At 50.9% G+C, this 23,473-nt stretch carries 16 protein-coding genes; 10 read left to right on the top strand and 6 right to left on the bottom strand.

All coding sequences use genetic code 11. The features are described 5' to 3' along the window. Positions 1-210: 210 nt before the first annotated feature. The 6 genes from treZ (at position 211) to Q4E40_RS16175 (ending at position 10,111) form a co-directional block, all read left to right on the top strand. On the top strand, positions 211-2,055 hold the full coding sequence (gene treZ, locus Q4E40_RS16200; protein WP_303413615.1) for a malto-oligosyltrehalose trehalohydrolase: 1,845 nt from the start codon (positions 211-213) through the stop codon (positions 2,053-2,055). Positions 2,056-2,165: 110 nt separating this feature from the next. After that, positions 2,166-4,589, top strand: a complete 2,424-nt coding sequence (locus tag Q4E40_RS16195) for a DUF3536 domain-containing protein (RefSeq protein WP_303413614.1) — start codon at positions 2,166-2,168, stop codon at positions 4,587-4,589. 280 nt (positions 4,590-4,869) lie between these two features. Next, complete coding sequence (treY, locus tag Q4E40_RS16190) at positions 4,870-7,593, top strand: malto-oligosyltrehalose synthase (RefSeq protein WP_303413613.1); 2,724 nt, start codon at positions 4,870-4,872, stop codon at positions 7,591-7,593. Next, positions 7,590-9,098 carry a 4-alpha-glucanotransferase gene (malQ, locus tag Q4E40_RS16185; protein ID WP_303413612.1) on the top strand — a complete coding sequence of 503 codons (1,509 nt, stop codon included), beginning with the start codon at positions 7,590-7,592 and terminating at the stop codon, positions 9,096-9,098. Before treY ends, malQ begins: the two co-directional genes overlap by 4 nt. Positions 9,099-9,164: 66 nt before the next feature. After that, a complete protein-coding gene (locus tag Q4E40_RS16180; RefSeq protein ID WP_303413611.1) occupies positions 9,165-9,416 on the top strand; it encodes a hypothetical protein in 252 nt (83 codons plus the stop codon). Positions 9,417-9,538: 122 nt separating this feature from the next. Continuing rightward, complete coding sequence (locus Q4E40_RS16175) at positions 9,539-10,111, top strand: thioredoxin family protein (protein ID WP_303413610.1); 573 nt, start codon at positions 9,539-9,541, stop codon at positions 10,109-10,111. On the opposite strand, the gene Q4E40_RS16170 is transcribed toward Q4E40_RS16175, so the two are convergent. Further along, positions 10,077-10,928, bottom strand: coding sequence for a murein L,D-transpeptidase catalytic domain family protein (locus tag Q4E40_RS16170; RefSeq protein WP_303413609.1), 852 nt, complete (start codon positions 10,926-10,928; stop codon positions 10,077-10,079). The two genes, Q4E40_RS16175 and Q4E40_RS16170, sit on opposite strands and share 35 nt — an antisense overlap. A gap of 176 nt (positions 10,929-11,104) precedes the next feature. Between Q4E40_RS16170 and Q4E40_RS16165 the strand changes: the two genes are divergently transcribed. Together Q4E40_RS16165 and Q4E40_RS16160 are read left to right on the top strand one after the other, a co-directional pair. Continuing rightward, positions 11,105-12,457: a peptidoglycan DD-metalloendopeptidase family protein gene (locus Q4E40_RS16165; RefSeq protein ID WP_303413608.1), complete on the top strand. Its 1,353-nt coding sequence runs from the start codon at positions 11,105-11,107 to the stop codon at positions 12,455-12,457. A gap of 110 nt (positions 12,458-12,567) precedes the next feature. Next, entirely contained in the window at positions 12,568-13,470 is a 903-nt protein-coding gene (locus tag Q4E40_RS16160) for a Ppx/GppA phosphatase family protein (RefSeq protein WP_303413607.1), read from the top strand. Positions 13,471-14,236: 766 nt separating this feature from the next. On the opposite strand, the gene ppk1 is transcribed toward Q4E40_RS16160, so the two are convergent. After that, positions 14,237-16,342, bottom strand: a complete 2,106-nt coding sequence (gene ppk1, locus Q4E40_RS16155; protein ID WP_303413606.1) for a polyphosphate kinase 1 — start codon at positions 16,340-16,342, stop codon at positions 14,237-14,239. Between the two features lie 777 nt (positions 16,343-17,119). On the opposite strand from ppk1, the gene Q4E40_RS16150 reads away from it, so the two are divergent. Both Q4E40_RS16150 and Q4E40_RS16145 read left to right on the top strand, forming a co-directional pair. Continuing rightward, the gene (locus Q4E40_RS16150) at positions 17,120-17,581 is read left to right on the top strand and encodes a DUF302 domain-containing protein (RefSeq protein WP_303413605.1); all 462 of its coding nucleotides are present in this window, start codon (positions 17,120-17,122) and stop codon (positions 17,579-17,581) included. A 261-nt stretch (positions 17,582-17,842) separates the two neighbouring features. Further along, positions 17,843-18,508, top strand: coding sequence for a CPBP family intramembrane glutamic endopeptidase (locus tag Q4E40_RS16145; protein ID WP_303413604.1), 666 nt, complete (start codon positions 17,843-17,845; stop codon positions 18,506-18,508). A gap of 141 nt (positions 18,509-18,649) precedes the next feature. On the opposite strand, the gene Q4E40_RS16140 is transcribed toward Q4E40_RS16145, so the two are convergent. From Q4E40_RS16140 to gyrB, 4 genes are all read right to left on the bottom strand, one after another. After that, positions 18,650-19,390 carry a PA3715 family protein gene (locus Q4E40_RS16140; RefSeq protein WP_303413603.1) on the bottom strand — a complete coding sequence of 247 codons (741 nt, stop codon included), beginning with the start codon at positions 19,388-19,390 and terminating at the stop codon, positions 18,650-18,652. A 64-nt stretch (positions 19,391-19,454) separates the two neighbouring features. Further along, positions 19,455-20,114 (bottom strand): hypothetical protein, encoded by a 660-nt coding sequence (locus tag Q4E40_RS16135; protein ID WP_303413602.1) that lies wholly within the window; start codon positions 20,112-20,114, stop codon positions 19,455-19,457. A gap of 61 nt (positions 20,115-20,175) precedes the next feature. Further along, the gene (locus Q4E40_RS16130) at positions 20,176-21,066 is read right to left on the bottom strand and encodes a toxin-antitoxin system YwqK family antitoxin (protein WP_303413601.1); all 891 of its coding nucleotides are present in this window, start codon (positions 21,064-21,066) and stop codon (positions 20,176-20,178) included. Between the two features lie 219 nt (positions 21,067-21,285). Beyond that, complete coding sequence (gyrB, locus tag Q4E40_RS16125; RefSeq protein WP_303413600.1) at positions 21,286-23,244, bottom strand: DNA topoisomerase (ATP-hydrolyzing) subunit B; 1,959 nt, start codon at positions 23,242-23,244, stop codon at positions 21,286-21,288. Positions 23,245-23,473 lie beyond the last annotated feature (229 nt).

The following is a 23,473-nucleotide window of genomic DNA, read 5'->3' as shown; positions in this document are numbered from 1 at the left end:
GTATGCTTTTTTTCCTGATTTGATGAAGAATAGCTAATAGGTACTGCATGCGCGCGCAATAGGTTTCGAAGCTGGGTAATGCTGCTATACCTACAACTTATGTTAAGCGGGTTATTGGACAGATTGGAAACGGAAAAAATTGGATTGCCTAAAAAAGAACAACCTATTCGCGTATAAGCGAGTTAAGAATCAGGCGTAAAAACATTGAAAATGAGCATAACACGAGAGATAGGAGCACAATATACCCCAGGAAAAGGCACCCTGTTCACCGTTTGGGCGCCTACTGCCGGGCAGGTGGATGTGGTATTAAAAGATAACGATAAGATAATACCGCTGCAGCGCGAAGCCTTCAGTTACTGGACTGCGTTGAGCGAAGAAACAGGTCCGGGAGCCCGCTATACTTTGCGGCTTGATGAAGACATGGAACGTCCCGATCCTGCCTCTCATTTCCAGCCCGACGGCGTGCATGAGCCCTCAGTTGTGGTAGATCACACCTCCTTTGAGTGGACTGATATCAACTGGAAACCCCTGCCGCTGGAGCAGTACATTATTTACGAGCTGCACGTGGGCACCTTTTCCGAGGCAGGTACTTTTCAGGGTGTCATCGACAAGCTCCCCGAACTGGTTGACTTAGGTATAACGGCCATCGAACTGATGCCGGTGGCAGCTTTTGCGGGCAGTCGCAACTGGGGCTATGACGGCGTATACCCTTCGGCGGTACAGGAAAGCTACGGCGGTCCGCAGGGACTGAAGAAACTGGTGGATGCCTGCCATGCCGCAGGTATAGCCGTAGTGCTGGATGTCGTGTACAATCACCTGGGCCCGGAAGGCAACTACCTCAACGACTTTGGCCCTTACTTCACTGACAAGTATAATACGCCCTGGGGCAAAGCGCTCAACTTTGACGATGCCCACAGCGACCATGTACGTAACTTTTTCATCCAGAACGCCCTGCTGTGGCTGCGCGACTACCACATCGATGCCCTGCGCCTTGATGCTGTGCACGCCATCCTCGATACCGGTGCCAAGCACTTTTTGCAGGAGCTACAGGAGCAGGTGGAGCACCTGGAACAACAGTTGGGTCGTCCCTTCATTCTGATTGCTGAAAGTGACCTGAACGACGTGCGCATCATCAACCCGACAGAGAAAGGCGGCTTTGGATTGGCGGCGCAATGGAGCGACGATTTTCACCACGCCGTGCACGCACTGCTTACCGGCGAAGACTCCGGCTACTACAGCGACTTTGGCAAACTGGAGCAGCTGCAAAAAGCACTGCAGCACGGTTTTGTGTACGACGGCCTTTACTCCGAGCACCGCAAACGCACTTTTGGCAGCGATGCGACTGCTAATCCTGCGCGGCAGTTTGTGGTCTGCTCCCAGAACCATGACCAGGTAGGTAACCGCATGCTCGGCGAGCGTCTGACCAAACTCGTTTCCTACGACATGCTTAAAGTGGCGGCCGGGCTGGTGTTGCTCTCCCCTTTAACGCCCATGCTGTTCATGGGCGAGGAGTATGGTGAGGAAAATCCCTTCCTATACTTTGTGAGCCACTCTGACAAAGACTTAGTGGAGGCCGTGCGCAAAGGCCGTAAAGAAGAATTCTCGTCGTTTACCTGGCAGGGCGAGGCACCGGACCCACAGTCTGAGGACACGTTCAACCAATCGAAACTGCAGCGCAGCTACCAGCACAGCGAACCACACCGCCAGCTGCGTGACTTCTATAAAGCGCTGATCCGGCTTCGCAAGTCGGCCCCTGCTTTGCTCCGCCCTGATAAGGCCCGCCTGCATGTTTCTGCCGACAGCCATACCCAGGTTTTGCACCTGATCCACTCCGGCGAGAGTCCGTACCTCTATACCTTGTTTAACATAAGTAATCAACCACAAAAGGCTAAAGTAGTGAAAGAGGTGGGTGCTTCGTGGAAGCTGGTGCTGGGTTCGGATGAGAACAGGTATGGCGGGACAGGTATAGCACTACCGCAGGAGATGAGCGCAGGTCAGGAAATAGAACTGCCGGCCGCATCGGTTACCGTATACCAAAGCAACATCATTTTATAAAAAGCGACAAGAGCGCCATCAGGTATAGCACTTTCCTGGAGGTAAGCCCAAGGAGTCTATACCTGCCAGTCCCTTGTCCTTTGTCGAACGACCCTTTGTCCCATTAAAATATGAACAAGTACATCTGTATTCACGGTCACTTTTACCAGCCGCCCCGCGAAAACCCCTGGCTTAACGAGGTGGAGCTGCAGGAGTCGGCGCACCCTTACCACGACTGGAACGAGCGCATTACGGCAGAATGTTACGCCCGCAATTCCGCCTCCCGCATCCAGAATGGCAAAGGCCAGATCGTGGACATTATGAACAATTACGCCCGGATGAGTTTCAACTTCGGCCCGACCTTGCTGGAGTGGATGGAGAAAAAGGCGCCCGACATTTACCAGTCCATACTTGATGCCGACAAAGAGAGCCAGAAGCGCTTTTCAGGGCACGGAGCCGCGCTGGCGCAGGTATACAACCACATGATCATGCCGCTGGCCAACGAGCGCGACCAGCATACGCAGGTGATCTGGGGCATTTATGATTTCCGGAAGCGTTTCGGCCGTGACCCGGAAGGCATGTGGCTGGGCGAAACGGCTGTAAATACGGAAACGCTGGAAGTGCTGGCCGAACATGGCGTTAAGTTCACAATTCTATCACCATATCAGGCCAAACGCTACCGCAAGCTCGACGAAAAGGAATGGCACGATGCGACCGGTGCCAAGATTAACCCCAAGCGGCCTTATCGCTGCACGCTACCTTCGGGCCGCACGATTGCTTTGTTCTTTTATGATGCGCCCGTATCGCAGGCCATCGCCTTTGAGGGTTTGCTAGAGAGCGGCGAGAAATTCGCGCACCGTCTCACCACCACCTTTGATGAGCAAAGCAAAGACCCGCAGCTGATGCACATCGCCACCGACGGCGAAACCTACGGCCACCACCACCGCTTCGGCGAGATGGCCCTCTCCTACGCCCTGCACCACATCGAACATGAGCAACTGGCCAGGATCACAATTTACGGAGAATACCTGGAGCTCTACCCGCCCAGGTACGAAGCCGAGATCATCGAAAACACCTCATGGAGCTGTATGCACGGCGTGGAGCGTTGGCGCAGCGACTGCGGTTGCCATACCGGCGGTCACGATGACTGGAACCAGGCCTGGCGCGAACCGGTGCGGGAGGCCTTTGACTGGGTGCGTGACCAGTTGGAGCCGCTCTACGAACAGGAAATGCGGCAGCTAGGCGCCGACCCCTGGCAGACGCGCAACGATTACATCGAGGTGATCATGAACCGGGAGGAAGCCCATGTACGGGAGTTTATGCGTGTACATTGCGGGCGTGGCCTGAACAGGCAGGAAGAGACCAAATTTCTGAAACTGCTTGAAATGCAGTACCATGCCATGCTGATGTACACCAGTTGCGGTTGGTTCTTTGACGAGGTGTCGGGCATTGAAACCATGCAGGACATCCTGTATGCGACCCGGGCCCTGCAGCTAGCGAAAGACCTGAGCGGCGAAGACTATGAAACGACGTTTGTAGAATTTCTGAAACGGGCCAAGAGCAACAACAAAGAATATGGCGACGCTTCCAAGGCTTACTATAAAATCGTGCAGCCTACCCAGCTGGATCTGCTGCGTGTCGGAGCCCATTATGCCGTGTCCTCGCTCTTTACCGACACACCGGATGAGCTGCCGCTTTACAGTTACAAGGCGACCTCGGAATATTACGAAATGCTGGAAGCAGGTCGTCAGCGACTGGCCATCGGCAAGGCCTTCATCCGTTCGACCATCACCTGGGAGGAAGTGGACGTGTCGTTTGGCGTACTGCACATCGGCGATCACCAGCTGTTCGGGGGCGTGCGCAAATACGTGAGCGCCGATGCTTTCGCTACCCTGCACCACGAGCTCACCACCGCCTTCGACAAAGGCAACATCACAGAGGTGATCATGCTGCTTGACAAGCACTTTGAGTCGCACAACTACTCGTTCTGGCACCTGTTCCGCGACGACCAGAAGAGGATTCTGGACCAGGTACTGGAGCAAACCATGCGGGCGCTGGAGCACGACTTTCAGCAGGTATACGACAACAACTACCCGCTCATGGCCGCCATCAAAAACGTGGACATGAAGCTGCCGCGTCCGCTGCAAATCACAGTGGAATACATCGTGACGGGTCGATTGCTCGATGCCCTGAAGGCCGAACGGGTGGATGTGGACACGGTACTCAAACTGCTGAAAGAGGAGGAGCGTATGGGCGTGAAACTGGGTGAAGCCGCTGTGAATTATGCGGCTACCATTCACGTAGAAGAAGCCATGCACTACCTGGAGGAACATCCCGATGATACGGCGCACATGCTATACCTGACGGAGTTGCTCACCGTGTTCAACGGCTCCAAGCTGAAACCGGAGTACTGGCAGTCTCAGAACATCGCTTTCAGATTGCGGCAGACCGTGTATGAGGACCATTGCAAAAAGCAGGAGGAAGAAAACGAAAAGGTCGCGTCCTGGTGCAGGTATTTCAAAGAACTGTATGAGAGCCTGAATCTGAAGCTATAGAACCTGCCTTTGTACCAGGCGAGTTTTGCTGAGAAAGAAAGGTGGATGAAACGAAAGTCTGATAAAGTAAGACGCCACGCTTATCCCAGCCTTTCCTCCACGGTAACTATCCCTTTACTCAAATGGCAGGAGCCATGCGCGTGAAACACAAATGGAAGCAACACCGAAAATTACTTAATCAGGTATAACGCTATACCTGTCGCATTTAACGGACAGAGCTTGAAACTCAATTGTCCTTTGCCTGACAACCTTTGCCTATACCCCTAACTCAGAAAACAACATGGTTTACATACCTTCCTCCACCTACAGAGTGCAGCTTTCGCCACAGTTCACGCTGCGGGACCTGAAAAACATTCTCCCCTACCTGCGGGATCTGGGCATCAGCACGATCTATGCCGCTCCTTTTTTCACGGCAAGGCCTGGTAGCGAACACGGCTACGATGTTACGGACCCACACCAGATCAACCCCGAGGTAGGCACCATGGAGGAGCTGCAGGAAATCGCCGAAGAACTGAAAGCGCATGGCATGGGCTGGCTGCAGGACATTGTGCCAAATCACATGGCCTTCCACCCGAACAACGCCTGGCTGATGGATGTGCTGGAAAAAGGACAAAAGTCCCGCTACTATACCTTCTTCGACGTCAACTTCAGCCACACGGATTTTAAGGGTCAGCTGATGGTGCCTTTTCTGGGAGAGCCTTTGGAGGAAGTAGTCAAGCAAGGGCAGCTTAACATTACCTTCGATGAACTTGGCTTCCGGCTAAACTACTTCGACAATGTATACCCGATCAGCATCGACAGCTATACCTTCCTGCTGGAGCATCTTGCTGAAAGGCTTACTTCAAGTGATGGCAAAACGCAACTGGCTGAACAGGTGCAAAAGCTGGAGCAACTGATGGCGCAAGACACACTGGAGCCAAATGATTGGAAACAGGCAAAACAGGCACTCCACCAAACTGTGCAAGAGCGAAAGGAGCTACAGCAAGGTATAGCCGCCGTGCTGCAAGGTATAAACGACGACAGCACCGCGATGCAGGAATTGCTGGGGCAGCAGTACTACATTCTCACACACTGGCAGGAAACGGAAAAGCAAATCAACTACCGTCGTTTCTTCACGGTCAACGACCTGATCTGCACCGCCATGGAGCGGGAGGAGGTATTTACCCATTACCATCAGTTCATCAAAGAACTCTGCATGCGGCAACTGGTGCAGGGTCTGCGGGTGGACCACGTCGACGGATTATTCGACCCTGACAAATACCTGACGCAACTGCGGGAACTGGCTGGCGAACAGGTATACCTGGTGGTGGAAAAGATACTGGAAGGCGAAGAAAACATGCCCGACTACTGGCCGATACAGGGCAACAGTGGCTACGATTTTCTGGCCTGGGTGAGCAACCTTTATACTGACGCCGAGGGCGAACGCAAACTCACGCAGGTATACCGACGCCTCGTGCCCGAAGCGCCGCTCGACTACGAGGGACTGGTGTACGAGAAGAAGCTGCTGATACTCGAAAACTACATGCAGGGAGAGCTGCAAAACTTGTTACGACTGCTACGTGACAGTGAGCTGCTGCCTGCCTCGTCAGAAGATAAGAACTGGCATCATGCCCTGGCGACTTTACTGGCTTCTTTCCCGGTATACCGCATTTACGGCCATGCCTTTCCACTGCAGTCAGAAGCCATGGAAGTGGTGGAGAAGGCCTTTGCCATTGCCCATGAAAAAGCTACTGATGTAAAAGCTGAGCTGGAGCACCTGCGCACCTTGTTTGAGTCCGGTGATCAGGACAGTGAAGCTCGAAGACGCGACAAACTATACTTTGTGATGCGCAGTCAGCAGTTCACCGGGCCATTGGCCGCCAAGGGCGTGGAAGACACGACTTTCTACAACTACAACCGCCTGCTGGCGCTCAACGAAGTAGGCAACAGTCCGGATGTGTTCAACCTCGACCGCCGCGATTTTCACGAGCGCATGCAATACCGCATGCAGACTTATCCGAACTCCATCAACGCGACGGCCACACACGACACCAAACGGGGCGAGGGTTCGCGCATGCGCCTGCAGGTGCTGAGCGAGTTGCCGGAAGAGTGGGAGAAAAATGCAAAGGACTGGATGCAACTAGCGCGGCAGCACAGCAAGGAAAATGGCCCGACAGCAAACGACCTCTACTTTATCCTGCAAACTCTGGTGGGCGTGATGCCGATCGACGGCAGGGTGGACGACACCTTAGTGGAGCGGGTGCAGGAGTATCTGGTAAAAGCTTTCCGGGAAGCGAAGGCCAACACGAATTGGTCGGAGCCGAACGAGGCCTATGAAACAGCAACGAAGGACCTGGTGAAAAAGCTGCTCCAGGAAGACGAGGCATTCATGGCTTCCTTCCGTCCGTTTTTCCGGAAAGCGGCGCACTTTGGCTGGCTCTACTCCCTTTGCCAGACGCTGCTCAAAACTACCTGCCCGGGCGTGCCCGATGTCTACCAGGGCTGCGAACTCTGGGACTTCAGCCTGGTGGACCCCGACAACCGCCGCCCTGTGGACTACGAGCAGCGGCGACAGTTCTTGCAGGAGATGAAGGCAAACGAACAGTCGGAAGATTTATTGGAGCAACTGCTTTCATCGCCAACTGATGCCCGCGTGAAGCTATACCTGTTGCATCAGGTACTTCATCTGCGGAAAGAGCAAAAGTCACTCTTCGACCAGGGCGACTATATCCCGCTGCAGCTGAAAGGCAAGCACAGCAAACAGGCCATGGCCTTTGCGCGACGTTACGAAAACAACTGGTGCATAGTCGTGGTGCCGCGCCTGCTCACAGACATCATCTCTGAAAACGACCTGCCGCTGGGCGAGCAGGTATGGGACGACACATCGGTGAAACTCCCAGCCGACGCGCCACAGGTATGGCAGCAGTTGTTTGGCGGCCAGCAAGTACAGGCCAAGCAGGCCATACCTCTGGCTGAAATATTCAAGTCTTTCCCGGTTGCACTCTTAACCTCCACAAAGCTATGATCATACCCAAACGAAGTAGCGGCATTCTGTTCCACATCACCTCCCTCCCATCGGCTTACGGCATTGGCGACCTGGGGCCTGAGGCTTATAAATTTGCAGATTTGCTGGCCGAGGCCGGACAGCGGTACTGGCAGATCCTGCCCCTCAACCCTACTGAAATTGGCTCTGGCAACTCGCCCTACAGCAGTCACTCTGCCTTTGCCGGCAACCCACTACTTATCAGTCCAGAAAAACTGGTGGAGGAAGGGCTGCTCGATAAGAAAGACCTGCGGGCGGGCGGTGGCTTCGACAAGGCCAAAGTAAATTATCCGAGGGTAGCGGACTATAAAGTAAAGCTCCTGCGACAGGCCTACGACAACTACAAAGACGGCCAGGCCAGTAAGCTGCAAGGCGAGTTCATCCGTTTTCAGGAAGCCCATAAAGCGTGGTTAACGGACTTCACTTATTTTGTCGCTTTCAAGCAGTACTACAACCGCAAACCCTGGACTGAGTGGCCCGAGAAGGTAAAGACCAGGCAACAGCATGCCATGGAGGCGCTATCGGCAGAGCTGGCAGAAGAGATAGAGCGCGAAGCGTTTCTGCAATTCCTCTTCTACCGCCAGTGGGAAGCCCTCCAAACCTACTGCACCTCCAAAGAGGTTACCTTCATCGGCGATATGCCTTTTTACGTGAGCCACGACAGCGCTGACGTGTGGTCACATCCGCATCTTTTCAAACTGGATCGAGCCGGTATGCCCACTGCCGTATCGGGTGTGCCGCCCGATTACTTCAGCGAAACCGGGCAGTTGTGGGGTACGCCGGTTTTTGACTGGCAGGAACTGGAGAAGCAGAACTTCGACTGGTGGCTGCAACGCATCGCCCATAACCTGGAATTGTTTGGTTTGCTGCGCCTCGACCATTTCCGGGCTTTCTCGGCCTATTGGGAAGTGCCGGCCGGGGAAGAAACCGCTATCAAAGGCAAGTGGGTGAAAACGCCCGGAACCGAGTTGCTGACAGCTGTTAAAAAGAAATTTCCGGCCATGCCCATCATCGCCGAGGATTTGGGTGAGATCGACCAGCCCGTGCGCGACCTGATGACCCAGTTTGACCTGCCCGGTATGCGCGTGCTGCTTTTTGCTTTTGGTGAGGATCTCCCGCAAAGCATGTATGCCCCGCACCACCATGTGCTACACTCCATCGTGTATACCGGCACGCACGACAACAGTACCGTGCGGGCCTGGTATGAGCACGACGCCAGTCGCGACGACAAGAAACGCCTGAGTGATTATAGCGCCCAGCGCCTATCGAAGGAAAATGTGAGCGGCGTGATGGCCCGACTGGCTTATATGTCGGTGGCGCAACTGGTGGTGTTGCCTATACAAGATGTGCTGGGCCTGGGCAAGGAAGCGATCATGAACAAACCCTCCACCGCCAACGGCAACTGGCAATGGCGACTGCAACCGGGTCTGTTTACCAAGACGGTTGCACACAGACTGAGACAGGAAGTAGAGTTGTATGGGCGGTAGTTAACTGTTCATTTTCCTGTGTATATTGTTAGCGCAATATTGCGGATACTAACCTAATCACAGGAGATGCACAAAAAACTTTCCCTCAGCCTCGTATTTCTATTGGTATGCGCCACGCCCTTGCTGGCGCAGATAGGCGATGCGACACAAGTAACGCAAACAACCGTCATTGAAAAAGGCGTAGGGTTGGGTTCTGTTATTGCCGTGGTAGCTTCCTGGTCGCGCAATCAGTCTATCCTCTGGGCCATACTGCACGGGATCTTCAGCTGGTTCTATGTCATCTACTTTGCCATCACCAGAAGCTCAAGGGATCGATAAAAAAGAAAATCAACAGGTTTCGGACACCTGTTGATTTTCTTTTTTTATTCCCACAAAAATCTTACATTGATTCAGCTTTCAGGTATAGCCTGGGAGATTCTCTCAACTCAATCTACAGCATTATGCCATTAGCTTCCACAGCATTACCACTGGGCACTGTAGCACCCAACTTCGCCTTGCTCGACACGGTTTCCGATCAGATTGTATCGCTGCAGGATGTTACTTCCAACAGAGCCACAGTGATCATGTTCCTCTGCAACCACTGTCCCTATGTGCGGCACATTCTGGATGAACTGGTGCAGGTGGCCAACGAGTATCAGCAAAAAGGTATGCGTTTCGTGGGTATCAGTGCAAACGATGCTACCAGTTCCCCGCAGGACGGACTACAGCAGATGCGCGAACTGGCTAAGGAACATGGCTTTCCGTTCCCATACCTGTATGACCAGACCCAGCAGGTAGCCCGCAACTACCAGGCCGTTTGTACTCCCGAGTTCTACGTGTTTGACCGGAACATGCGTCTCGCTTATCATGGGCAGTTTGATGACGCACGGCCGAAAAGCAACATGCCTGTAACAGGACATGACCTGCGACAGGCATTGGATACCCTGCTGACCGGTCAGCCGGTTGCTGCCGACCAGAAGCCAGGTATAGGTTGTGGCATTAAATGGAAAACTCCGCTGGAGGCAGTGGATTAGGCTGCGTGCTGGCCATATAGCCCGCCACGGCACTGGCATTGTTCAGGTAATGCGACGTATACTGCTCGTCTCCTGAGTGGATGTACAGGGCAGTCTTTCCAGTAATAGCGTCGATAATGCTTTCGTGCTCGCCAAGTGGCACCGCCGGACAACCCAGGCTGCGGCCCAGTCTGCCGTATTTGTTCATAAAATCTTCGGTAGCATATTCAGCTCCGTGCATCACCACAGCGCGCTCGCGGGCGTTGGTATTATACCCTTCGTCCAGGCCGTCGAGCCGGAGCGACTTGCCGTGTTTGCCCTGGTAAATGTTATCCGTCACATAAAAACCCACACTGCTCATAAACGACTTGGGCTCATTGGAGAAGGACTGCGCTGTTACTTCGCCGGAGTTGCGCCCGTGCGCCACATACGTATTGTGCAGTACCTCCCGGCTGTTAAGGTCGAGCACCCAGAGCCTTTTCTCGTTAGATGGCTTCGTGAAATCCACCACGGTCAGGATGCCTTTGTCTGACAGGCGCCCCTCGTTGTACATGCCGTAATAACCCATCAACGCGTTGTTAAACGCATCATAGCTCAGGCCCGCAGCACTCAGGTTCATCTGGGTATAGAGGTCGAAGGAGACCTGCTCAAAACGGATGACGGAAAGCGCGGTTACGTTTGCTTTTACTTTCTCTACAGAGACATATTTACCGGCTCCTATGGAAGCCGACGGCGATAGGATAAGTGGGGCAAAGAGAGGCAAGAGACGCTTGCCCATTTTTCTCCTGCGGTTGCGCCACCGTTCTTTGATGCTTTTCTTTCTGACGTTCGTTCTCACAATCCAATCCCATTGGTACATCTGTTTTCTACGTACCTGCTCATACACTGTTCGGATTTGTCTTAAAGGTCCAACATTGCTTACAAATCATTCTATATCAGGCGAAAGGAATCAAACAGGGTATCATATTTGTATTGAAAGGGACACACTTCTGTACTCTGGAAACGAAAACAAGCATGAACACAAAGCCGATCAGCTACTCTCCTTTCGTACACCTTACACTGGTCATTCTCCTCCTTTCCAGTTGCGGAAGCCGGGAAACCCTGCGTGGGGTCTTCAAAAAGGAGACACCTTACGAGGCCTATACCTCTTCGCTCAAAACCGCCAAACTCGACGAGACCGCCGTGGGGCAGGACTGGATGGCGGCTGGGCAAACGGCTTTGCAGGCACCCACACCTGTCACGCTTCCTTTCAAGGAAACCGGCTACTTCCCGGCCGACAAACCGCGAGCACTTGGTTATAAAGTAGAGGCCAAACGGGGTGAGCAACTGGTAGTGAGTCTGGAGATGAAAGCCCGCCAAAGCATGCAGGTGTTTATGGATCTGCTTGAAGCTGGCACTGACCCTACAGCAGTTCCAAAACAGGTAGCCTCTGCTGATACAGCCGCCACTACCCTGACCTATGTGGTAGATGAAGACAGGGCCCACTTGCTGCGGATTCAACCCGAACTGCTGCGAGGCGGCACATACACTATTACGATTCAGGCACAGCCTACGCTGGCTTTTCCCATACCTGGCAAATCGAGCCGCCACATTGCCAGCATCTGGGGCGATCCGCGCGACGCAGGAGCCCGTAACCACGAAGGCATCGATATTTTCGCACCGCGCGGCACGCCCGTCATTGCCTCGGCAAACGGTATGGTATCGCGGGTAGACGAGACGCCCCGCGGTGGAAGGGTGATTTGGCTTTCGGATAGGGATCGCGGGCAGAACCTCTATTATGCGCACCTTGACCAGCAGCTGGTTTCAGCCGGGCAGCGTGTCAGCAAGGGCGACACCCTGGGGCTGGTAGGCAACACGGGCAATGCCAGGGGAACCGGCCCGCACCTGCACTTCGGTATTTACCGCTACGGCCACGGCGCAACCAACCCCTACCCTTATGTGCATCAATCGTCTGCTGCTATACCTGCTGTAAAGGTCGATACCACTCTCATTGGCAACTGGGTCAGGGTATCGTCTAAAATAGCGAATGTCCGGACAGAGCCCTCGGCCAAATCCGCCCTGCATACCTCGCTCCCCAAAAACACGCCGCTGCAGGTGACGGGCGCTGCCAATAACTGGTACCGTGTTCGCCTGCCTGACCAGTCAGAAGCCTACATCATCAGTTCGCTTGTGGAAGGGATAGCCAAACCGATTGCCGTAAAAAAACTAAAACAGGAGCGTCCGTTGCTTGATGATGCGCACCCGGAAGCAGGGCAAATAGATAGCCTGCCAGCAGGATCCGCTATACCTGTAGTGGCCGTTAACGGGCAGTTTGACCTGGTTCGCCAGCCGGACGGGAGACTCGGATGGGTGCAGTCTGCTGATTAAAATTCTTCGTCAATCGCCTTATTTTAGTGGTTCTGAGAATTTCTGCGTACAGCATTTATACCTATATTTGGCTTAAGAAAGCATGTTTTACGCTCTAAAACAGACCATATTTGAAGTTAGCTGCTATTGATATCGGTTCGAATGCCGTGAGATGCCAGATCTCCAGCGTTCTGAATCAGAATGGAAACGTTATTTTTAAACGAATAGAATACATCCGCTACGCCATCCGGTTTGGAGAGGATGTTTTCAGCAACGGCTTTATCAGCGAGTACAAAATTCAGAAATTCATTAAGCTCCTTCACGCTTTTCAACTGCTGCTCGACGTGCACGACGTGGACCATTACATGGTTTGCGCCACCTCGGCCATGCGTACCTCCGAGAATGCCCCCGAAATTCTGGACCGCGTGCACCAGGCGATAGGCATGGACATCCAGGTGATAGACGGGGAAGCGGAGGCTGACCTGATCAACAAAGTCATCGTGAACTTCCTGGACGAGCGCAACTACCTGCACATCGACGTGGGTGGAGGCAGCACGGAGTTCAACATCTATGTGAACAGGGAGAAGATGGCTTCCCATTCTTTTGAGCAGGGTTCCATCCGCCACATGCACGGGGTAGACTCGCATGAGCTTTGGAACACCATGCGGACCTGGATCGAAGAGAATGCCCGGAAATACCACCTCACCCGCGCCATCGGCACCGGTGGCAACATCAACAAGATTTTCGATATGTCGGGCAAGGCGGTAGGCAAACCCATTTTCCGCAAGCAGATCGAGGAGATTACCCAGGGTATAGCGGCCATGACCATGGAGCAGCGCATCACCGAGCTCCTCCTCAACCCCGACCGCGCCGACGTCATCCTCCCTGCCGCTGAAATATACCTGTCCGCCATGAAGTGGGCAAAGCTGGAGAGCATGTTGGTGCCCGCCGTCGGTCTCAAAGACGGGATGATTCATGCGCTGTATGAACAGCATCATCAGGAGCGTTTTGTGATTAGCCAGATTAGTCGGTAGTTTTCGCCTTGCCGGCGGGGCTATGCTGGTATAGCTTGATGGCGTAACTGCCTAATGGCGCGAGCGTCCTCGCTCGTGACGGCTATGGTGGGGCTTCTGGCCCAGGTATAGGTATACCGGCAGTTATACCTATACCTATACCTGGTGTAGCTTTAGCCTTTCTATGTTTTAAGCTAACTTGTTTTATAGCTTGCCCTGGCCGGGCGGGCCTTACTTTTTTCCTTGATGAAAAAAGTAAGCAAAAAAATCAAGATTCCCCAAACTCGCTGAACGCTCAAACAGTGGGTAATCATTTTTTGCACCTGGCTCAGGTGATCTGTTGCATAGCTTCCGGAGGAAGTTAGTCTTGCTATACCTGCCGGTGGTTTTCATGGTGAGTAGCTACAAGTCTTATACTTATGAATTAACAACAACAGATCCCCCACCTTAGAAAAGGAGGGGTAAGGGGTGGTTGGATCAGGTCTAGCAAAACAGAAACTACAAAGCTTATACCTGCAAGTTGGCAGCTACAGAAAAGTCCCCCTTGGGGGTAGGGGCCCTCGACAAAGAAGGGGGCAGGGGATGACAATCATGCACATGAGGCTGCAGTTACGAAGTTTATCCCTAGATACTGACGTCCTTAGCAATTCCCCTCTCGAGAGGGGCAGGGGTGTGTCGATCATGCACCGGAATCCTGCTAATCTCTAAATCCTGTAAATCCTGATTCAGACAAAAAAGCCCTTCCTGTTTTCAGAAAGGGCTTTTAGTGATAGTTTACATCAGTAAGTTACACCAGCTCCACTTCCTGCGCAGCATCCTCAAAAACCTTCTTGTAGAACAGCTTGTGCACATCCACGATCTCTTCGTTGACGGCTGGCTTTTTGCGGGTATAGGTGCCATCCTCGCGCATGATGTAGGAGTTCTGGTTGTCAAGCAGGTTGAAGTAGAGGATGTTGATCGCCTCTTTCTTCAGCTCCTCATTCACGATCAGGAAAAGTGCCTCGACGCGCCTGTCGAAGCTGCGCACCATAATGTCAGCACTGCCGCCGTATACCTTGGAGTCACCGTTGTTGTGGAAGTAGAAAATGCGGCTATGCTCCAGGTACTCCCCCACAATCGACTTCACCGAAACATTCTCACTCAGGTCTTCACGACCGGGTCGCAGACAGCAGATGCCGCGCACGATCAGCTTGATCGGCACGCCTGCCTTGGAGGCTTTGTAAAACTCGTCGATAACTTCTTTGTCTTCCAGCGAGTTGATCTTGATCACGATGCCGCTTTTCAAACCTTTCTTGGCATTGCGCGCCTCATTCCGGATCAGCTCGATTAGCTGCGAGCGCATCGCCTTTGGTGAAGTAAGCAGGTACTTATACTCATTCGGCCTGGAGTGACCGGTGATGACATTGAAAAACTCCGACACGTCGTGCGCATATACCTCATTCGTGGTCAGCAAACTGATGTCCGTATAGAGGCGGGCTGTCTGCTCATTGTAGTTGCCGCTTCCGATATGCACGTAGCGCGTTACCTTCTCCCCTTCCTTGCGGATGATCATGAGCATTTTGGTGTGCGTCTTGTACTTGCTGATGCCGTAGATCACAAAGCAACCAGCTTTTTCCAGACGTTCGCCTTCCCGTAGATTTTTCTCCTCGTCAAAACGTGCCTTCACCTCAAATAATACCGATACGTGTTTGCCATTTTCGGCCGCTTTCAAGAGGGCAGCTGTTACCCGCGACTGGTCTGCCAGGCGGTAAATCGTTTGCTTGATGCCCAGCACATAGGGGTCTTCGGCGGCACGCTCCAACAGCTGCACAACAGGATCCATGTTGTTATAAGGGTGGTGCAACAGTACGTCGTGTGCTTTCAAATACTCAAACATATCCACCGATTCGGCTGGCAAACTGAGCGGAATTACTGGCGCTGGCTGCTTGAAACCCTTGTCTTTGAACTGTCGGTGGTTGATGATCTGCCACAAGCCACGCAAATCGATCATGGTAGTGATGGTGAACACATTGGCATTGTCGATGGTCCAGCGTTCCTTCAGTACTTTCATCATAAAAGCAGAGGGATTGCGCTCGATCTCCAGGCGCACCACGCGGCCCTTCTTGCGCGTCTTCAGCTTCGATTTGATTTCCTGCACAAAGTCTGCTTCGATGTCGTCTGACTCCTCCAGCGTAAAATCCCCGTTGCGGGTAATGCGGAAGAGGTTGACCGACACGATCTCCACGTTGCGGAACAGCTTTTTGATCTTCCAGCGGATGATCTCCTCGATCGGTACAAAGATGAGTTTGTCCTTGCGGTTAATCTCGTAGAAACGGGCCAGGTTCTGCGGTATCTGCACAAACGTGACGCGGTCCTGCGCCTTTTGCTCCTCGGTGGTGCGGGTTACCACGCCAAAGGTGAGCAGCTGGTTCATGAGCAGCGGGAAGCCATGGTAATTATCGAACACCATGGGCGTGAGCAGCGGGTAGATCGTATTCTTGAAGTAGCTGTCTACTTTCTTCTGCTCGATCTCGGTCAGGTCGCCTACTTTGAGGATGTCAAAGCCATTCTTCTCGAACAGCTCGGCCAGTTCGTTATTGAACGTGAGGTACTGATCGTTGACGAAGCGGTGAGCATAGTCGAGCAACTTTTTGCGGAAGGGCATTTCGCGCAGGCCGGAATAGTCCAGTCGCTCCTTGCCGTAATCGATGTAGTTGTACAAGCTACCCACCCGGATCATGAAGAACTCGTCGAGGTTGGAAGCCGTGATGGCCATAAACTTGAGCCGGTCGAAAATACTGCGGCTGGTGTCGCGGGCCTGGTCGAGCACACGGTAGTTAAAGCGCAGCCAGCTTAGGTCGCGGCTAATGTATTTACTTCGTTTTATCTGGTCAGAAACCTTATTGATCAGCATGTTTTCGGATGTTAGGGAAGCCTCGTTTGTACCCGGAGAACAAGGACTGCCGGACAGACGCAGGTATACGGGCTTTGCAAAAAGAACGCCCAACTGCTAATATAAATTTTGTAAGTGAATTTGTCATGCCTTTTTCCGAAAGCTTGCACAAATGTTTTTTAAAAGCCTCGTCCGGCACCAAAAATACCCGGCTATACCTTGTTCATCATCAAAATCTTGAAACAATCTGCCTGCAACAGGTGAACAGAGACATTAATTTTCCGTCGCCTACAATGGTTCTCAACTATCCCCTGCGACCTGCCACTTTACCTTAAAGGAAGTCATCATCAGGTATAGCAGAGCAGCAGGAACGTATTTTTATGACGGCCGTGATGAGCACCGGCAAAGACCGCCACGACGTGTTTTTTCAATAATTGCCGCTGCCAGGTATAGCCACACCTATGTAAGCCAGCCCATTGGTCAGTTTAGCGCTTTAGTTTGCGGGGTCGAGTAGATCGAATTCTATACCTTACAGAAGCACTTGCAGTACGAAGAAGGCGGGCCTAATTTTCAGCGCGGCGCTCTGTTGGTAGAGTATTAGGTGAGGACAGGTCGACACCGGTTCAATCAGCAGCACGAGGTATACGTATACGCTTCGTACAAGACTCGTGATTCTACCCAACAACGCTGGGGCATCGAGTACATACTGATACAGGCCTATTCTATGGCATTAAGTTGAAGGCCCAGCTCCATGCAGCGGGTTTTTTAGATGCCCGTGTCGGGTTTAAATTTTAAAAGATGAAATACTTTGCACTCGCCATTCTCCTCATGTTCTGCACCGCTTGTGCAGGTATAGCGCAACCTTCCCAGTCGGACCGACTGCTCACAAAACCGAGCGCCTACGGCATGGAAGAAACGCTGAACAAGCTTCGAACGGCCATACAGGAGATGGGCATCAACCTGATAGCAGAAGTGGACCACGCCAAAGCCGCTGCCGACAAGGACCTGGTGCTCCGGCCTACGCATGTGCTTATTTTCGGAAATCCGCTGGTGGGCACCAACCTCATGCAAGCCGACCAGCGTACCGGCCTGGACCTGCCTTTGCGCCTGCTGGTTTGGGAAGACGAGCAGGGCCAGGTATACCTGAGTTACCGCCACCCAAAAGACCTGCAACAGGACTTTAAGTTAGGCAATCAGCAGGCCGTGCTCGATAAAATGGGAAAGGTATTCGAGAGACTGGCTGAGGTGGTGCGGGAATAATATACCTCCTCTGAGTTTGCGCTACCTGTCAATAAATTATGTTCTATGCCAGGGTTGTAAAGCGTATACCCCGACACCTAAAATTTACCCTTCCCGATTCATTGCAAGTATTTATAATTTAAATTATTATTGCGGCTTGAGGGCTCCTAACGGCTCTTATCACAAGCGATGCTTAAACGCAGCCTAATCTCATTCGTAGCAGGGTTTCTTCTCCTTTTCGCCATCTACCACTTCCCTGAGTTTTTCTCCGCTTTTTGGATCATGGCTATATTCAAAATCGGCTTTCTAGTGGCTGCTTTTCTCCTGGCCAAAGCCCAGGGGTGGCGAGGACTCGGGGGCTATGGTTTGGGGCTGAGATCTAACTGGCTGGGGCAGCTGATGGCAGGACTATTGCTGGGACTGGCATTCTTCGTACTGTCATTTTACCTTTCGATTTTCCTTGGGTATGAAAGCGTTGTTTCCAGCACCTCCATCGTATCTTTTGCCGGACAGCTGCCCATGCTCCTACTCATGACCGCGATTCCTTCTATTGCGGAAGACATATTAACGCGGGGCTACCTTTACGCTCACCTGGATAAGTACATGAAGCCCGCTTATTGGGTATTGCTTTCTGCTTTGGTCTATGTGCTCAATCACATCTGGCGATTGGGTGATGGCGCGGCAGTCCTCTCCTACCTTTTGTTACTCGGACTGGTACTGGGCTATGCCGTCATTATCACCAAGTCGCTCTGGCTTGCCTTTGGCATACACTGGGGCGCCAACATCGCCCACGAATCAACCAGAACATTATTCAGCACCACTTCTTCCACTTCGAGCGACGCCAGCACCTGGATACTGGCAGGCTGCTGGGGCTTTTTGTTACTGTTATTAATCTTGTGGCAGTCCTACAGGAAGCCTCGCGAAGTTATGTATAGTGCTGGCGTCTGATATTTTGATAGCAGATAATGGGGCATTAAAACAGCAGCGGCTGCCTTCCGAAGGCAGCCGCTGCTGTTTAAGCATGTCGAACAACGTACTGTGCTAAGCAGTGGCGCAGATAGTGTTTAGGTGTTGTTGTGATTAGTTTTTTTAGAAGCCTTTTTCTCTCTTTCCTTCGGCTAAATACTGACCTCCTTTATACTTAAATGTGTTCTTGAAATTTTTAATTTCTTTTTTTCCATCTTCACACTCCTCAGTCATAAAAAAATGCTGATAGTTTATCTTCTCAATAAGGTCAAAATATCCTTTGTCGTTTAATTTATCAGATAGCACAAAGGTGCTTTTTTGTTTATGAATTTCAGTGCTTTCACAATCACCTCCACCATATGATATAAAGATTTCAGAATCCAGCTGAAGCAGACGCTCAACTTTTTCAGCCTTTGCTAGCATTAACCAGAATTCCTCTCCGGAGAATGAGGCAGCTCTCGAATTGTTTTTCGCTTCAATCCTTATGGCAAAAGCCCTTTCTTTTGGTGAAACATTGTAAGGTGCAGTATCAATCCATATCCTAGATGGATAAATGGCATCAGCAACCAAACCTCTTTTAAAATTTTGGTAGATGATTTTTTTACTTTTTTTATTTAGTAAAGCTACAAAAACATCCGCTGTCCATAAATCTTCGCCAACGTACTCCACTATGGAAGGTATACAAACTATTGTTAGATCTACACTTGCTGGATATCTTTTGACTGCGGCCAAATTTAGAAGAACGCTGTCTTTATCAAGCTTCAATTCGTCTATTACCCAAGCGAGCTGTTCATCTTCCGTTTGTGCTTTCAATCCTATAGATAGAATGCAGAAAAAAATAGTTAAGCTTAGAAGTTTTATCATCTTAAATTTAAATTAAACACAGCGTACTGGTCTAAACTGTGGCGTAGATAAAGTTTAGGCGTGGTTATGGGTTTGTTTTTATTCTCTGCTCCTTTTTTTCAGACATGCTAATAGCCCCCTTTTTGTCTATCTTCCCTTTTTTTGAAATCACAATTATTTCACCAGTATTAGGTAAGGGAGCATATGTGCTATCGCATTCATATTCATAGTATATGCTGTCTACACTAAGTACAGACAAGTCTTTGCTAATGATTCCTGTCATTGAACATGAAGTCAAGCCACAATCTGAGCCGCAAGCACCATGGAAAAGGTTTTCTTGATTAATAAGAAAACCTGACTTAGAATAAGTCGCTAAAACTGGATAATATTCTGCCGCTGGATGATAGAAAATTAAAGTATAAAACAAAGTAGTGTCAGGTAGCATTCCATAGCAAAAGCTTTCATTGAAGTAATCAGCCTTAGCAAACAATGTATCGTAGCTTTGTTCGTTTAGCCTTTCTAATCCGGTGACTTCTATACTGGCATAGTCATCTGATCTTATTTCGAGTGGAAGACTTAAAATTTTAAACTTCTTCAGGAACAACCTAAATAGTTGGCTTCGACTCGGCGAAGTATCTTCAGATATAGGATTTTCTATCAGATCTTCAGCTATTGCTTCACTTGAATCGCTACTGCTACACCCAAGTAGACTCAGACATAAAAGATAGAGTACAATTCTTTTCATTCTTTAAATTAAATGCCCCATAATGGCTCTGCTATGGTGCGTTTATGCACTATAGGTCTTGTTAGCGTTTTGTTATTCTTACTTCTTTATTATCCTTATACAAGAGAGAGTCATGCAAAGCTCCTGCCGATGAGATCCAATAGGACATGCCGTTAAGCACGTCTTCATTGTAGGTGTAGATTCGCATAGGTTTGCCACTCTTCCAGTAAAGGGTTCTCCTTCCATGCATTTGCCCGTTATGCCATTCTGTTTGTTCCTTAAGATGCTTCCTGTCATTGTCATACCAAAAGCGCCACTGACCTTCTTTATGACCATTTACTAATTTTCCCTCACTTCGGGGGCTTGATTCAAGATTTGTTATAAAGTATGTTTTGTCGTAATGCAACACAGTATCCCTATCGAATGTCTGCTTTAATCTTATCTTAAGACTAAGTCTTCTCTTGATAGCTGCACCCTCCACACTTTCCGATACTGAGTGGAACAAAAGTGAGTGAGATGATGCTGAAATGGAGGAGTAAGGGTTATCATTTACTCTTAATTGGGGATATTCTCCAAAGCGGTTGAAATAGCTGGTATCAGATAAGATGGTAACTTCATAAGTCTCGCCGCTATTGAGGGTGTCGTGGTTAACGTTTACGCCCCTGATGATAGATGAAGGATTATAGCCTTGCAACGCTCTTTGTTGAACTTGCTCTTTTCCTCCGATAACAAGGTAGACAAACATGATAAGGATAAGGCTATTTGCAAGAATACCTGACCATGCATTAATCCCCTTTAACTTTCTAAACTTTAATGCTCCTACAATCACTCCTGCTGCACTTATTAAAACAGAAATACCCATGACCAGAGACAAAACTTGAAAGTTATTCTCTGTTCTGAAGGATGCAAAAAAGTATGCTATGACTAATAAAACTATGTTGCCAAGGAATAATCTAAATGAGATTGTTTTCATCTTTAATAAATTGACGCTGACTACCAACTAGCAGGAGTACCTACTCCTACTAGCTGCATTATGTGTGGAGTACTGCCGTATAACCAATGGCCCATATCCACACAAATTTAAACTCCTGTAATATGCACAATTCATATATATTATCTGTAAAATATAAATGAAAAAGCGGCTGCCCTCTTTCGAGAACAGCCGCTTTCAAAATAATATGTTCTGATTAGATTACACGTCTACACGGGCATACTTGGCGTTGCGCTCGATGAAGTCGCGGCGAGGACCTACCTCGTCGCCCATCAGCATCGAGAACAGGTGGTCGGCCTCTGCGGCTGACTCGATCGTAACGCGCTTCAGGCTGCGTGTTTCCGGGTCCATGGTCGTGTTCCAGAGTTGCTCCGGGTTCATCTCACCAAGACCTTTGTAACGCTGCACACCTACGCTGTCGTCCTTGCCTTTGCCCAGATCGGCGATGGCTTCCATGCGGTCCTGCTCACTCCAGCAGTAACGCTCTTCTTTACCCTTTTTCACCAGGTATAGCGGCGGCAATGCAATGTAAATGAATCCTCTCTCGATCAACTCGCGCATGTAGCGGAAGAAGAAGGTCAGGATCAGCGTACGGATGTGCGAACCGTCCACGTCAGCATCCGTCATGATGATGATGCGGTGGTAACGAAGCTTGTCCATGTTCAGCGCTTTTTCGCCTTCTGATGTTCCGAAGCTCACGCCCAGCGCCGTGATCATGTTCTTGATCTCTTCGCTCTCGTAAATGCGGTGTTCCTGTGCTTTCTCCACGTTCAGGATCTTACCACGTAGTGGCAGAATAGCCTGGAACATACGGTTACGGCCCTGCTTGGCAGATCCGCCCGCCGAGTCACCTTCCACCAGGTATATCTCGCAGTTTTCCGGGTTATTGTCAGAGCAGTCAGCCAGTTTACCAGGTAAGCTGGTGCTGGAAAGCACGTTCTTACGCTGCACCATTTCGCGGGCCTTGCGGGCTGCGTTACGGGCCTGCGCAGCCAGAATCACTTTCTGCACGATGATGCGGGCTTCCTTCGGATTTTCTTCCAGGAACTGGTTCAGCATTTCGCCTACGGCCACATCCACAGCGCCACCCACGTCGGAGTTACCCAATTTGGTTTTGGTCTGTCCCTCAAACTGCGGCTCCTGCACTTTCACCGAAATAACGGCGGTCAGACCCTCGCGGAAGTCATCACCGGCAATCTCTATCTTCACCTTGTCCAGCATACCTGACTTGTCGGCATAGGCTTTCAAGGTGCGGGTAAGGGCACGGCGGAAACCACCTACGTGCGTACCACCCTCTATGGTGTTGATGTTGTTCACATACGAGAAAATGTTCTCGGAATACGACGTGTTGTACTGCAGCGCAATCTCAACTGGCACACCGTTCTTCTCGCTTTCGATATAGATCGGCTCCGGGATCAGGTTCTCACGCGTCTCGTCCAGGTAAGCTACAAACTCCCTCAAACCACCTTCTGAGTAGAAGGAGTCAGATAGCGGCTTTCCGTCTTCGCCAATCTCACGCAGATCCGTCAGGTTAATGCGGATGCCCTTGTTCAGGAAAGAGAGTTCGCGCAGTCGGCTGGCAATCGTATCGTACTTATACTCTGTGGTCGTAAAGATCGAGTCATCCGGCTTAAACTGCACAGTGGTACCTGTTTTGTCAGTCGTGCCGATCTCACGCACCGGGTAGGCAGGCGCGCCGATGTTGTAGTGTTGCTCGAATATCTTGCCGTTGCGGTGCACGGTTACGTGCATGTCGGTGGAGAGTGCGTTCACGCAGGATACACCCACGCCGTGCAGACCACCGGATACTTTGTAGGTGTCTTTGTCGAACTTACCACCGGCGTGCAGCACCGTCATTACCACCTCCAGCGCCGAGCGGCCTTCTTTCTGGTGGAAGTCGGTTGGTATACCACGGCCGTTGTCAGAAACCGTAACGGAGTTGTCTGTATTGATGGTCACATTGATCGTATCGCAATGACCGGCCAGGGCCTCGTCAATGGAGTTGTCCACAACCTCCCACACCAGGTGGTGCAGGCCTTTGATACCAATGTCGCCGATGTACATGGCAGGACGCTTGCGCACAGCCTCGAGTCCTTCCAGTACCTGAATACTATCTGCTGAATAATTGTTATGCAATTGTTTTTCTTCTACTTCACTCATGTGTGTCATTGGGTAGATTGAATAGGTAAAATTACCAATTTATTTCGTTTTATCTATGCTTTCGGGGCAGTATTTGTACCGATTGCCGCACATCCCCCGGGTAGTGTGTGACCCGAGCCGGACGTGCCTTATTTTAAACAAAATAATAGCGCCATTAGTGCCTGTTTTACAAATACTTATACCTTAAAAACACAAAAAGACTACCTCTTGCGGAGGCAGTCTTTTTGCT

The sequence above is a fragment of the Pontibacter coccineus genome (assembly GCF_030546575.1).
GTDB classification, from domain to species: Bacteria; Bacteroidota; Bacteroidia; order Cytophagales; family Hymenobacteraceae; genus Pontibacter; species Pontibacter coccineus.
This window is presented reverse-complemented; position numbering and strand designations above follow the sequence as displayed.

Excerpts from the sequence above, each read along its gene's own strand:
- malQ (WP_303413612.1), top strand. The coding sequence starts at position 7,590 with ATGATCATACCCAAACGAAGTAGCGGCATTCTGTTCCACATCACCTCC.
- ppk1 (WP_303413606.1), bottom strand. The coding sequence starts at position 16,342 with ATGCTGATCAATAAGGTTTCTGACCAGATAAAACGAAGTAAATACATT.
- Q4E40_RS16180 (WP_303413611.1), top strand. The coding sequence starts at position 9,165 with ATGCACAAAAAACTTTCCCTCAGCCTCGTATTTCTATTGGTATGCGCC.
- Q4E40_RS16175 (WP_303413610.1), top strand. The coding sequence starts at position 9,539 with ATGCCATTAGCTTCCACAGCATTACCACTGGGCACTGTAGCACCCAAC.
- Q4E40_RS16195 (WP_303413614.1), top strand. The coding sequence starts at position 2,166 with ATGAACAAGTACATCTGTATTCACGGTCACTTTTACCAGCCGCCCCGC.
- Q4E40_RS16135 (WP_303413602.1), bottom strand. The coding sequence starts at position 20,114 with ATGAAAAGAATTGTACTCTATCTTTTATGTCTGAGTCTACTTGGGTGT.
- treY (WP_303413613.1), top strand. The coding sequence starts at position 4,870 with ATGGTTTACATACCTTCCTCCACCTACAGAGTGCAGCTTTCGCCACAG.
- Q4E40_RS16140 (WP_303413603.1), bottom strand. The coding sequence starts at position 19,390 with ATGATAAAACTTCTAAGCTTAACTATTTTTTTCTGCATTCTATCTATA.
- Q4E40_RS16130 (WP_303413601.1), bottom strand. The coding sequence starts at position 21,066 with ATGAAAACAATCTCATTTAGATTATTCCTTGGCAACATAGTTTTATTA.
- gyrB (WP_303413600.1), bottom strand. The coding sequence starts at position 23,244 with ATGAGTGAAGTAGAAGAAAAACAATTGCATAACAATTATTCAGCAGAT.
- treZ (WP_303413615.1), top strand. The coding sequence starts at position 211 with ATGAGCATAACACGAGAGATAGGAGCACAATATACCCCAGGAAAAGGC.
- Q4E40_RS16165 (WP_303413608.1), top strand. The coding sequence starts at position 11,105 with ATGAACACAAAGCCGATCAGCTACTCTCCTTTCGTACACCTTACACTG.
- Q4E40_RS16145 (WP_303413604.1), top strand. The coding sequence starts at position 17,843 with ATGGCTATATTCAAAATCGGCTTTCTAGTGGCTGCTTTTCTCCTGGCC.
- Q4E40_RS16150 (WP_303413605.1), top strand. The coding sequence starts at position 17,120 with ATGAAATACTTTGCACTCGCCATTCTCCTCATGTTCTGCACCGCTTGT.